The sequence below is a fragment of the Aeromonas sp. HMWF014 genome (genome assembly GCF_963878295.1).
In the GTDB taxonomy this organism is placed as follows: Bacteria; Pseudomonadota; Gammaproteobacteria; order Enterobacterales; family Aeromonadaceae; genus Aeromonas; species Aeromonas popoffii.
In genome coordinates this window covers 1-12,207 of record NZ_CAWNYS010000047.1, presented here as the reverse complement: position 1 = coordinate 12,207, position 12,207 = coordinate 1, and the positions used below count along the sequence as shown (strand labels likewise).

13 protein-coding genes and 1 pseudogene are annotated in these 12,207 nt (G+C 61.3%); 13 read left to right on the top strand and 1 reads right to left on the bottom strand.

The window, feature by feature from the left end; all coding sequences use genetic code 11:
- From AAC083_RS01735 to lnt, 5 genes are all read left to right on the top strand, one after another.
- The coding region (locus tag AAC083_RS01735; protein ID WP_146181532.1) for a TRAM domain-containing protein at window positions 1–692 on the top strand (692 nt) is incomplete at its 5' end.
- Window positions 693–748: 56 nt separating this feature from the next.
- Window positions 749–1,789 carry a PhoH family protein gene (locus tag AAC083_RS01730; RefSeq protein WP_108535394.1) on the top strand — a complete coding sequence of 347 codons (1,041 nt, stop codon included), beginning with the start codon at window positions 749–751 and terminating at the stop codon, window positions 1,787–1,789.
- Window positions 1,786–2,250, top strand: a complete 465-nt coding sequence (gene ybeY / locus AAC083_RS01725; protein WP_108535393.1) for an rRNA maturation RNase YbeY — start codon at window positions 1,786–1,788, stop codon at window positions 2,248–2,250. The genes AAC083_RS01730 and ybeY overlap by 4 nt, the downstream gene beginning before the upstream one ends.
- A gap of 103 nt (window positions 2,251–2,353) precedes the next feature.
- A complete protein-coding gene (gene corC / locus AAC083_RS01720) occupies window positions 2,354–3,238 on the top strand; it encodes a CNNM family magnesium/cobalt transport protein CorC (protein ID WP_042034712.1) in 885 nt (294 codons plus the stop codon).
- Window positions 3,239–3,524: 286 nt separating this feature from the next.
- Window positions 3,525–5,021 carry an apolipoprotein N-acyltransferase gene (lnt, locus tag AAC083_RS01715; RefSeq protein WP_146181531.1) on the top strand — a complete coding sequence of 499 codons (1,497 nt, stop codon included), beginning with the start codon at window positions 3,525–3,527 and terminating at the stop codon, window positions 5,019–5,021.
- Window positions 5,022–5,096: 75 nt separating this feature from the next.
- On the opposite strand, the gene AAC083_RS01710 is transcribed toward lnt, so the two are convergent.
- Complete coding sequence (locus AAC083_RS01710; protein WP_042034715.1) at window positions 5,097–5,579, bottom strand: zinc ribbon-containing protein; 483 nt, start codon at window positions 5,577–5,579, stop codon at window positions 5,097–5,099.
- 145 nt (window positions 5,580–5,724) lie between these two features.
- Between AAC083_RS01710 and leuS the strand changes: the two genes are divergently transcribed.
- The 8 genes and pseudogenes from leuS to AAC083_RS01670 form a co-directional block, all read left to right on the top strand.
- Window positions 5,725–8,301, top strand: coding sequence for a leucine--tRNA ligase (gene leuS, locus AAC083_RS01705; protein WP_108535391.1), 2,577 nt, complete (start codon window positions 5,725–5,727; stop codon window positions 8,299–8,301).
- A 158-nt stretch (window positions 8,302–8,459) separates the two neighbouring features.
- Window positions 8,460–8,942 (top strand): LPS-assembly lipoprotein LptE, encoded by a 483-nt coding sequence (locus AAC083_RS01700; protein WP_042034717.1) that lies wholly within the window; start codon window positions 8,460–8,462, stop codon window positions 8,940–8,942.
- 13 nt (window positions 8,943–8,955) lie between these two features.
- Window positions 8,956–9,102, top strand: coding sequence for a DNA polymerase III subunit delta (locus tag AAC083_RS01695; protein ID WP_108535390.1), 147 nt, complete (start codon window positions 8,956–8,958; stop codon window positions 9,100–9,102).
- Window positions 9,102–10,139 carry a DNA polymerase III subunit delta gene (gene holA / locus AAC083_RS01690; protein WP_108535389.1) on the top strand — a complete coding sequence of 346 codons (1,038 nt, stop codon included), beginning with the start codon at window positions 9,102–9,104 and terminating at the stop codon, window positions 10,137–10,139. Before AAC083_RS01695 ends, holA begins: the two co-directional genes overlap by 1 nt.
- A 14-nt stretch (window positions 10,140–10,153) precedes the next feature.
- Window positions 10,154–10,798, top strand: a complete 645-nt coding sequence (gene nadD / locus AAC083_RS01685) for a nicotinate-nucleotide adenylyltransferase (RefSeq protein WP_108535395.1) — start codon at window positions 10,154–10,156, stop codon at window positions 10,796–10,798.
- 173 nt (window positions 10,799–10,971) lie between these two features.
- Window positions 10,972–11,313: a ribosome silencing factor gene (rsfS, locus tag AAC083_RS01680; protein ID WP_042034721.1), complete on the top strand. Its 342-nt coding sequence runs from the start codon at window positions 10,972–10,974 to the stop codon at window positions 11,311–11,313.
- Between the two features lie 22 nt (window positions 11,314–11,335).
- A complete protein-coding gene (gene rlmH, locus AAC083_RS01675; RefSeq protein WP_042034723.1) occupies window positions 11,336–11,803 on the top strand; it encodes a 23S rRNA (pseudouridine(1915)-N(3))-methyltransferase RlmH in 468 nt (155 codons plus the stop codon).
- Window positions 11,804–11,850: 47 nt separating this feature from the next.
- A pseudogene (locus AAC083_RS01670) lies at window positions 11,851–12,207 on the top strand (penicillin-binding protein 2); the annotation flags it as partial.

Genomic DNA, 12,207 nt, shown 5'->3' with positions numbered 1-12,207 from the left:
TCATCGAGGTCTACAAGGACACGCCGGAATTGGTCAGCTTCCTGCACCTGCCGGTGCAAAGCGGTTCGGATCGCATCCTGACCATGATGAAGCGCCCGCATACCGTGCTGGAGTACAAGTCCAAGATCCGTCGCCTGCGCGCCGCCCGTCCCGACATCACCATCAGTTCCGACTTCATCGTCGGCTTCCCGAACGAGACGGACGAGGATTTCGAGGCCACCATGAAGCTTATCGAAGAGATCAACTTCGACATGAGCTTCAGCTTCATCTATAGCCCGCGCCCCGGCACGCCGGCCGCCGACATGCCCGACGACGTCGACATGGAAGTGAAAAAGGCCCGGTTGGCCCGGCTGCAGCATGTCATCAACAACCAGTCGATGCAGATTGGCCGTGCCATGCTGGGCTCCACCCAGCGCATCCTGGTGGAAGGCCCCTCCCGGCTCGACCCCATGCAGCTGTGTGGCCGCACCGAGAACAACCGGGTGGTCAACTTCGAAGGCCTGCACACCCTGATCGGCGGCTTTGCCGACGTGGAGATCACCGAGGTACGCCCCAACTCCCTGCGCGGTCGTTTTATCCGCGGCGAGGATGAGATGAACCTGCGCATTGCCACGGCGCCACGCGAGATCCTGGCACGCCGTCCAGACAACGTGCCGGACGAGCTGGGCGTAGCCGCCTTCACTCCCCACTAATCTCTTCGTGCCCATCTGGCCTGGCCTGATGGGCACTGCATCAAGACGAGGATATTTTGAGCCGACACATCTCGACCCTGAACCTGCATCTGGAGCCCGCCGACAATCAGCGCCTCGCCAGCCTGTGCGGTCCCTTCGATGACAACATCAAGCAGCTGGAACGCCGCCTCGGCGTCGAGATCAGCTACCGTGACAGCCACTTCCAGTTGGTGGGAAAACCGGCCCAGCTGGATGCCGCAGCCGTCATCCTCAAGCACCTCTATGTGGAAACCCAGCCTCTCAAGGGCGGCAAGGTGACCGACATAGTGCCAGAGATGGTGCACCTGGCCATTCAGGAGTCGCGGGTGCTGGAGCAAGATGACGAACCGGCCGCCAGCGTCCCCCATGGCAAGGAGGTGACGGTCAAGACCAAGCGCGGCCTCATCAAACCACGCAGCCCCAATCAGGCGCAGTACATCGCCAACATAGTCCAGCACGACATCAGCTTCGGCATAGGCCCGGCCGGTACCGGCAAGACCTATCTGGCGGTGGCCGCCGCCGTGGACGCGCTGGAGCGTCAGGAGATACGCCGCATCCTGCTGACCCGCCCGGCGGTGGAAGCGGGCGAGAAGCTCGGTTTTCTGCCCGGCGATCTCTCCCAGAAGGTTGACCCTTACCTGCGCCCGCTCTACGACGCCCTGTTCGAAATGCTGGGCTTTGAGCGGGTCGAGAAGCTGATGGAGCGCAACATCATCGAAGTAGCGCCGCTCGCCTACATGCGCGGTCGCACCCTCAACGATGCCTTTATCATCCTGGATGAGGCCCAGAACACCACCACGGAGCAGATGAAGATGTTCCTGACCCGCATCGGCTTCAACTCCAAGGCGGTGGTCACCGGCGACATCACCCAGGTGGATCTGCCGCGCAGCACCAAGTCCGGCCTGCGCCACGCCCTGGAAGTGCTGCAAGGGGTCGACGGCCTGTCGTTCAACTTCTTTGAATCCAAAGACGTGGTACGCCATCCTGTGGTCGCCCGTATCGTGCAGGCCTACGAGGCGTTCGACGCCAAACAGGCAGAATCCATCCCTGCCAAAACCCATAAAGAGAGTGCCCAATGAGTGTGACCCTGGATCTGCAACTGGCCTGCGCTCAGGCGGAAGATCTGCCAAGCGAAGCCAGACTGCAAGGCTGGCTTGACGGCACCATACTCGGCTTTCAGCAAGAGGCAGAGGTGACGGTGCGCATCGTTGACGAGGCGGAGAGCCGCGAGCTCAACCTCACCTATCGCGGCAAGGACAAGCCCACCAATGTGCTCTCCTTCCCGTTCGAGGCGCCACCCGGCATGGAACTGCCGCTGCTCGGCGATCTCGTCATCTGCCGCCAGGTGGTGGAACAGGAAGCTGTAGAGCAGAACAAACCGCTGGAGGCCCACTGGGCCCACATGGTTGTGCACGGCAGTCTGCATCTGCTAGGTTATGACCATATCGAGGATGAGGAAGCCGAAGAGATGGAAGCGCTTGAGCGCGACATCATGCAGGAACTCGGTTTTGCCGACCCTTATCTGAACGACGAAGAGTAAACGCGTAAAGGACGGGACAGTCATCGCCTTGAAACAGCCGATGGCCATCCTTATATCACCAAGACAATTCCAAATGTGTTCAAGCGAGTAACCAAGAGAAAAAATGACCGACGATCACCCTAGTACCGGCTCGCCGAAGAAAACCTGGCTCGACAAACTCAGCCAACTCTTCCAGGGCGAGCCAAAAGACCGCAACGATTTGGTGGATGTGATAGCCGATGCCGAGGAGCGCGATCTTATCGATCAGGACACCAAGGACATGATTGAAGGCGTGCTCGAAATTGCCGAGCTGCGCGTTCGCGACATCATGATCCCCCGCTCCCAGATGGTCACCATAGAGAAGTCCCAGCCGGTGGACGACATCTTGCCGGTGATCATCGAATCCGGTCACTCCCGCTTCCCGGTGATCAACGAAGACAAGGATCATGTGGAGGGCATCTTGCTCGCCAAGGATCTGCTGCCGTTCGGGTTTGGCGGCCATCACGCCAGCGAGCCGCTGCAGCTCGAGAAAATCTTGCGCCCTACCGTGATCGTGCCCGAGAGCAAGCGGGTCGACCGTCTGCTCAAGGAGTTTCGTGAAGAACGCTACCACATGGCCATCGTCGTGGACGAGTTTGGTGGCGTCTCGGGTCTGGTGACCATTGAAGACATACTGGAGCTCATCGTCGGCGAGATCGACGACGAGTTTGATGACATCGAAGATGAGCCGGACGAGATCCGCCGCATCAGCAAGCGGGTCTTCTCGGTCAGCGCCCTCACCGAGATCGAGGATTTCAACGACTTCTTCGGCACCCAGTTCAGCGATGAAGAGGTGGATACGGTGGGCGGTCTGGTGATGCACGCCTTCAGCCACCTGCCGAAAAAGGGCGAGGAGATAGAGCTGGACGGCTACCTGTTCAAGGTTATGCACGCCGACAGGCGCCGCCTGCAGCAGCTGCAGGTGAAGATCCCCGACAACCATGTCGCGGCCCAGTCTGAAGCCCAGTAAATTCAGCGCGGCCCCCAGCCAGCCGTGAAGCATCAGCGCCCCGATCGTCGGGGCGCTTGCCATTTGGCCACAGGACAAGGTAACCCTGCCCTCTGACCCCGCACGTCATCCCTTGCCCGGCACGCCACCCTTTATTTCCCGTTTCCCGCCCGGTGGCGCCCACCACAGCCGGGAGGCTCGCCGTTGACCGTATTTACAGGTTAAGATACCGGCCAATCAACCTGTTGCAGTCCAATCCGAGCCTCTATTGCCCGTGAAATCGAAACTCCTGACAAGCCTCTGTGCCATGGCATCCGGCGCGCTCGCCGTGCTGGCCTTCTCCCCTTTTAACTACTGGCCGCTGGTGATCCTGTCCCTGCTCGGCCTCTATGCCCTGCTGGACAAGGCCAACCCCAGGCAGGCGGCCTGGCGTGGCTTTGGCTATGCCATGGGTCTGTTTCTGCCGGGGCTCTGGTGGATCCACGTCAGCATGACCATGTTTGGCGGCATACCACTGCCGGTCGCCTTCGTGCTGCTGGTCGGGCTGTCGGCCTATCTGGCGCTCTACCCGACTCTGGCCTGCTGGGCCTTCGCCCGCTTCTTCAGTGGTCGTCACTGGAGCCGCTGGCTGCTCGCCTTCCCGGCGCTCTGGCTGGTGGCCGACTGGTTGCGCGGCTGGGTGATGACAGGCTTCCCCTGGCTCTGGTTTGGTTACAGCCAGATCGACGGGCCGCTCAAGGGCCTGGCCCCCATCCTGGGGGTGCAGGGCATCACGCTGGCACTGCTACTGTCGGCCTCCGCTCTCTGGCTGGTGTGGCAGAGCCGCAAGCCGGTCTGGCTACTGCTGCCCGTCGCGCTGATCGGTGCCGCTCAGGGGCTGATGCAGATCAACTGGGTGACCCGGGGCGAGCCGGTCAAGGTCGCCCTGGTGCAGGGCAACATAGCGCAGTCTCTCAAATGGGATCCCGAGGCGCTGGTACCGACGGTGCGCAAGTATCAGGATCTCAGCCGCGAGCACCAGGATGCCGACATCATCATCTGGCCGGAATCGGCGATCCCGGCCATCGAGAAGGAGATGGGCAACTACCTGGATAACCTGGACAAGGCGATGAAGGTGAACGACACCGGCCTGCTGGTGGGCATCATTCATTATGATTTCGAGCAGCAGCGCTTCTTCAATACCGTGCTGGGCATGGGGGTGCAGGACGCGGATGGCAAGGAGTCGTATCACTATGGGCACCAGAACCGCTACTACAAGCACCACCTGCTGCCCATCGGCGAGTTCGTGCCGTTTGAAGATCTGCTGCGTCCCATCGCGCCCCTCTTCAACCTGCCCATGTCCTCCTTCAGTCGCGGGAATGCGCAGCAACCGAACCTGATCGCCAAGGGGTTCAAGTTCGCCGTCGCCATCTGCTACGAGATCATCTTCCCGGACGAAGTGCGCCGCAACGTGCAGCCGGATACCGACTTCCTGCTGACCATCTCCAACGATGCCTGGTTCGGCACCAGTATCGGTCCCTGGCAGCACATGGAAATAGCCCGCATGCGCGCGCTGGAGCTGGCTCGCCCGCTGCTGCGCAACACCAACACCGGCATCACCATAGTCACCGAAATCGACGGCAGCATCATAGCCCAGCTCCCGCAGTTCGAGGCCGGGGTGCTGAGAGCCGAGGTGCGTCCCGCCCACGGTTCGACCCCCTACCTGCGCTTTGGCAGCTGGCCGCTGTACGGGCTGACGGCCCTGCTGCTCGGTCTGGCACTGGCATTGCGCCCCCGTGCTCATCCCTGGGCCCGTGAGCTCTGAACCGGCAGTCCGGCTCATCGCTGAACACAAGAGGCGCCCCCTGGGCGCCTCTTTCCATCTGGTTATTTGACGGGATCAGGGCGAGAGCGGCTCGCGGTGATACTCGTAGCCGCCGCACTCGGGGCAGGTATCCAGCGGCTGTGGATGCAGCACAGTATGGCGCCAGCCACACTGCTCGCACACCATGACGCCGAGGCCCACCCAGTCACCCGCCTCGTACACCCCCTTGTGCTCCAGCTCGTCGGCCAGCTCGCGCCACTCCACCTGGGCGCGGTCGGTCACGTCCGCCAGCCAGGACCAGGCGGTGTCTTTGAGAGCCAGCATAAAGGCAGACTCCTCCACCTCGGCGCGCCCCTCGTCATAGTTGCCCAGATCCCGCTTCACGTACTCGGCAATCAGCGCCAGCTCATCCTGAGTCAGGTCACCGGCCGCCTCCAGATAGGCCTGCACCTTGGCGATCATCCGGTTGAGGCGCTCCCCCTGAAACTCTTCAGTCTCTTGCCACTGTTTTTGCAACTCGGCAATGAAGGCTTCGTACCCTTTTTGACGCTTGTCCATGGTCGTTACTCCTCTACTGAACCCTGATCATGCCCGGCATAAGGGCTGACGGATGCTGGCGGTTGTTGCCGCCGCTGGATATGGGTATTCTATTGCGATTTCCCAGCTGATTTATCAATTCATTTCACAGATCCGGATGTCACCAATGCAAGAGCAATACGTTCCCCAATCCATAGAACCAGCAGTGCAACAGCACTGGGATGCCAAGAAAACCTTCAAGGCGGTGGAGAAAGTAGACAAGGAAAAGTTCTACTGTCTCTCCATGTTCCCCTATCCGTCTGGTCGTCTACATATGGGGCACGTTCGCAACTACACCATAGGTGATGTGATCTCCCGTTATCAACGCCTCAATGGCAAGAACGTGCTGCAACCCATAGGTTGGGACGCATTCGGTCTGCCGGCGGAGAACGCCGCAGTCAAAAACAACACGGCACCGGCCCCCTGGACCTACGAAAACATCGAATACATGAAGAACCAGCTGAAGATGCTGGGGCTGGGCTATGACTGGGATCGCGAGCTGGCGACCTGCAAGCCGGATTACTACCGCTGGGAGCAGTGGTTCTTCACCAAGCTGTACGAGAAGGGGCTGGTCTACAAGAAAACCTCCTCCGTCAACTGGTGCCCGAACGACATGACGGTACTGGCCAACGAGCAGGTGATCGACAACTGCTGCTGGCGCTGCGACACCCCGGTGGAGCAGAAAGAGATCCCCCAGTGGTTCATCAAGATCACCGACTACGCCGAAGAGCTGCTCAGCGATATCGACAATCTGGACGGCTGGCCGGAGATGGTCAAGACCATGCAGCGCAACTGGATTGGCCGCTCCGAAGGGGTCAACATCAGCTTCGCCATCGACGGTCAGGCTGAGCAGCTGGAAGTCTACACCACCCGTCCGGACACCTTCATGGGCGTCACCTATGTCGGTATCGCCGCCGGTCACCCGCTGGCGCTGCAGGCTGCTGCGACCAATCCGGAGCTGGCCGCCTTTATCGACGAGTGCAAGAACACCAAGGTAGCCGAAGCTGAGCTGGCCACCATGGAGAAGAAGGGCATGGCCACCGGCCTCTATGCCATTCACCCGCTGGATGGCCGCAAGGTGCCGGTCTGGGTCGCCAACTTCGTGCTGATGAACTACGGCACCGGCGCCGTGATGGCGGTTCCGGGTCACGACCAGCGCGACCATGAGTTCGCCACCAAATATGGCCTCGACATCAAGGCGGTCATCAAGCCAGCCGATGGCGAGGTGGATGTGAGCGAAGCCGCTTACACCGAGAAGGGCGTGCTGTTCGCCTCCGGCGAGTTCGACGGTCTCGAGTTCCAGGCGGCTTTCGATGCCATCGCCAGCAAGCTGGAAGCGCTCGGCAAGGGCAAGCGCACCGTCAACTTCCGTCTGCGTGACTGGGGCGTCTCCCGTCAGCGTTACTGGGGTGCCCCCATCCCCATGCTGACCCTGGCTGACGGCACCGTGGTCCCGACCCCGGAAGATCAACTGCCGGTACTGCTGCCGGAAGATGTGGTGATGGACGGTATCCAGAGCCCGATCAAAGCCGACGCCGAGTGGGCCAAGACCACTTACAAGGGTCAGGAAGCGTTCCGCGAGACTGATACCTTCGACACCTTCATGGAGTCCTCCTGGTATTACGCTCGCTACTGCTCCCCCGACTACGACAAGGGCATGCTGGACCCGGCTGCTGCCAACCACTGGCTGCCGGTGGATCAGTACATCGGCGGCATCGAGCACGCCTGTATGCACCTGCTCTACGCCCGCTTCTTCCACAAGCTGCTGCGTGACGCAGGGCTGGTGAACAGCGACGAGCCGTTCAAGCGTCTGCTCTGCCAGGGTATGGTGCTGGCCGACGCCTTCTACTACAAAGACGAAAAAGGCGGCAACGTCTGGGTCAGCCCGACCGACGTCAAGGTCGAGCGTGACGAGAAAGGTCGCATCACCAAGGCCATCGACCTTGAGGGCCGTGAAGTGATCCACTCCGGCATGACCAAGATGTCCAAGTCCAAGAACAACGGCATAGACCCGCAGCTGATGGTGGAGCGTTACGGCGCCGATACCGTCCGTCTGTTCATGATGTTCGCCTCCCCGGCCGAGATGACCCTGGAGTGGTCCGACTCCGGCGTGGAGGGTGCCCAGCGCTTCCTGCGTCGCCTGTGGCGCACCACCTTCGAACACGTCTCCGGTGGCGCCGTTGCCGCGCTGGATGTGGCGGCTCTCACCAACGAGCAGAAAGCGGTACGCCGTGAACTGCACAAGACCATCGCCAAGGTGAGCGACGACGTGGGTCGCCGTCAGACCTTCAACACCGCCATCGCCGCCATCATGGAGCTGATGAACAACCTCTCCAAGCTGGGCTGTGACGAGCAGGACCGCGCCCTGATGCAGGAAGCGCTGGAAGCCGTGGTAGTCATGCTCTCCCCCATCACCCCGCACATCGGCTTCGAGCTGTGGAAGATGCTGGGCAAGGGCGACGATGTGGACCACGCTGCATGGCCGGTGGCCGATGACGCGGCCATGGTCGAGACCGAGAAGCTGGTGGTGGTGCAGATCAACGGCAAGATGCGCGGCAAGCTTACCGTACCGGCCGAGATCAGCCAGGCTGACGTCGAGAAGCTGGCCATGGCCGATGCCTCGGTGCAGAAATTCACCGACGGTCTGACGGTTCGCAAGGTCGTCTATGTACCGGGCAAGCTGCTCAATATTGTCGCTAACTGATGGTAGCGAGGACCTCGTCCACCCCTTGCCAGGGAGGGCGCATGTTGCGCCTCCCCGTGCAAAGGGGAGGCAGGGAAGAGGTCCGCTGATCGTTGCCAACGAGGATGACGGCGGGCCCTGCGCCCGCCGCGCTTCACTTTATGCAAAGAGGATTTCATATGGGCACCCCCCTCATTCGCTGGATGGCTATCGTGCTGATGGGCCTGCTGTTGCAGGCTTGCGGTTTTCAGATGCGAGGCACGGCAATCCCGCCCGAGTTGATGACCATGAAGGTGGTCGGTGACAACAAGAGCGACTTATACCGACTGGTCACCACCCGCCTTAAGGCGGCGGGCGTCAAACTCGCCGACAAAGAGGGCATACCTGTGCTGACCCTGTCCGGCGTCAGCAGCACCAGCCAGGTTGCCTCGGTCGACGCCATCGGCCAGGCCCGTGAATACTTGCTGGGCTACAACACCCAGTTCACCGTCTCCATGCCGGGCAAGCCGACCCAGGTCTTCCCCATCACCTTCAACCGCAGCTTCCTGAACAAGCCGGATGCGGCACTGGCCTCTTCCCGCGAGCAGGAGCAGCTGGGCAAGGAGATGCAGGAGCAGGCCGCGAACTTGGTTATCCGCCAGCTGAGCCAGCTCAAGTTCTGATGCGAGTATCTTGATGAGAGTCTACCCCGAGCAGTTTGCGGATCACCTCAAGGCAGGGCTCAAGCCCTGCTACCTCATCTTTGGTGACGAGCTCCTGCTCAAGCTGCAAGAGCAGGCCATCGACCTTGCGACCCACCTACTCAACCAGGCCAAGTTCTGATGCGGATCTACCCCGAGCAGTTTGCGGATCATCTCAAGGCAGGGCTCAAACCCTGCTACCTCATCTTTGGTGACGAGCCCCTGCTCAAGCTGGAGGCCATCGACGCCATCCGTCAGGCCGCCCGCAAGCAAGGGTTCGATGAGCGCCATACCTTCGTGGTGGAGCAGGGACTGGACTGGAATCAGGTTTATGATGCCTGTCAGGCCATGAGCCTCTTCTCCGCCCGCCAAATCATCGAGCTGGAGCTGCCGGCCAAGGTCGACAAAGATCTGGCCGCCCGCATCAGCGAGATTGGCAAGCAACTGCATCCGGATCTGCTGCTGGTGCTCAGCGGTGGTCGCCTCAACCAAACCCAGATGAAGGCGGCCTGGTTCGACAAGCTCAGCCAGAACGGCACCTATGTGCCGGTCAATCACCCCGAGCCACGCTTCTTTCCGCGCTGGATGAGCGCCCGCTTCCAACGTTTCGGCCTCAAGGCGCTGCCGGATGCCATCAACTTCATGTGCCACTCCTACGAGGGCAACCTGCTGGCCGCCAGCCAGGAGATAGAAAAGCTGACCCTGCTGGCGCCGCCCCAGCCCATCAGCGTCGCCTATCTGCAAGAGACCATAGTACGCCACGCCCATTTCACGCCATTCCAGCTCATCGATACCCTGCTGGAGGGCAAGGTGAACCGGGCACAGCGCATCCTGCTGGCCCTGCGTGCCGAGGGCACAGAGCCCGGCATGCTGGCCTGGGCCCTGTGCCGCGAGCTGGAGCAGCTCACCGAGCTGGCCCTGGCCGCCAGAGCCGGTCAACCGCTGGTGGAACACTTCTCCCGCCTGCGTATCTGGCAGAGCCGCCAGCAGTTGATCCAACAGGCCCTGACCCGGCTGCCCTTCACCAAATTGCAGCAGCTGTGGCAGCTGATGGCCCAGCTTGACGACGCCCAGCGTCGCTTCGACACCGAGCAAGCCTGGCTGATGTTGCAGACCATAGCCCTGGGTTTTCGCGATGGCACCCCGTTGCCGCTGGTCATGGAGAGCAGCCCGTGCTGAAGGCTGCGATCAGCCTGCTGAGGGCTCCTATCGGCCTGCTTGGCGGCACCTTCGACCCTATCCATATCGGCCACCTGCGACCGGCTATCGAGGCGCGGGATGCTATCGGGCTGGCCGAAATCCGGCTGATCCCGAACCATATTCCCCCCCATCGCGCCAACCCCTTCTGTTCGAGCGAGCAGCGCCTCGCCATGGTCAAACTGGCGGCGGCAGAGAATGCGGGATTCGTGGTGGATGAGCGGGAGCTCAAGCGGGACAAGCCCTCCTGGACCATAGACACCCTGATTGAGCTGCGTCATGAACTGCCCGACACCCCGCTCTGCTTTCTGATGGGGATGGACTCCTTGCTCGGCCTGGCTGGCTGGCACCGCTGGCAAGAGCTGCTCGCTCATGCCCACCTGGTGGTCAGTGTGCGACCGGGCTGGCGACCTGATTACCCGGGGGAAGTTGCCGAGCTGCTGGCTCGCCATCACACCACGGATGCCACCGCGCTGCGCCAGCGCCTGGCCGGCCATATCTGGCTGGCGGACAACCAACCCATCGAGCTGTCGGCCACCCGGCTCAGAGCCCTGCTGGCGGCCGGGGAGGATCCCCGCTACCTGCTGCCGCCGTCGGTGGCCGATTACATTCGGCAGCAAGGCCTCTACCCGGCAAGCTGACCGCAACCGGCGCCGACTATTGTCTCTGCCAGTTGCGCACTATATTGATCAACAGGGGCCTGGTTTGCCAAGCGGGCACGGCCCCCGTTCCACTCCCCTTCGCCAGACTGGGAAACGGGAGTGACCATGATATAATCCGCCGCCCTCAGGCGCCGGAACACAGGAGAAGATCATTGCAAGGCCAAGAACTGCATGCCTTTATCGTCGACAAGATCGATGACATGAAAGGCCGCGACATCATCACCCTTGATGTGCGCGGTAAATCCAGTATCACAGACACCATGATCGTCTGTTCCGGCAACTCCAGTCGCCACGTCAGCGCCATCGCCCATCATCTGGCCAGCGAAGCTCGCCATGCCGGGCTCGATCTGCTGAGCGTGGAGGGCCAGCTCACGGGGGAATGGGTACTGGTGGACCTGGGACAAGCCATAGTGCACGTGATGCAGGACGAATATCGCGACTTCTACCAACTGGAAAAACTCTGGGGCGCTACCGCTCAAGTGAATGCGCAATAACAGAGCACAAGTGTAACAAACGATGAAGATCCAGTTGATTGCAGTGGGCACCAAGATGCCTGCCTGGGTAGAGCGTGGCTTCGAAGAGTACCGTCGCCGTTTCCCCAAAGACATGCCGTTCGAGCTGGTCGAGATCGGCGCCGGAAAGCGCGGCAAAAATGCCGATATTCCCCGCATCCTGCAAAAGGAAGGGGAAGCCATGCTGGCCGCCGCTGGCCGCTCGCGCATCGTGACCCTGGATATTCCCGGCAAACCCTGGACCACGGAGCAGCTCGCCGTGCAACTGGAAGCCTGGAAGCTGGATGGTCGCGACGTGGCACTGCTGGTCGGGGGCCCGGAGGGCTTGTCGCCCGAGTGCAAGGCCGCCGCCGAGCAGAGCTGGTCGCTGTCGCCGCTGACCCTGCCCCACCCGCTGGTGCGGGTGCTGGTGGCCGAGAGCCTCTATCGCGCCTGGAGCATCACTACCAATCATCCGTACCACAGGGAATAACCCATGGGGTTTTTGTCTTCTCCCTTCGTCTGTCATAAGGTAGCGGCATGCTGAAGAATCGCATCGAAATGCGCGACCACAGCGCCGAGGGTCGCCTCTTCTTCCGACGCACCCTGGTCGCCTACATTGGTATGATAGTGCTGATGCTGGTGCTGCTGGGCAATCTCTATTACCTGCAGGTCGAATCCTTCGAGACCTATCAGACCCGCTCCAATGACAACCGGATCCGGGTCGTGCCCGTGGCGCCGCCACGTGGCCTCATCTATGACGCCAACGGTGTGCTGCTGGCGGAGAACCGCCCCGTCTACAGCCTGGAAATCGTGCCGGAAGAGACCAAAGACCTGGAAAAGACCGCCGACGAACTGATCACCCTGCTGGCACTGCCGGAAGGCACCAAGGAGAAG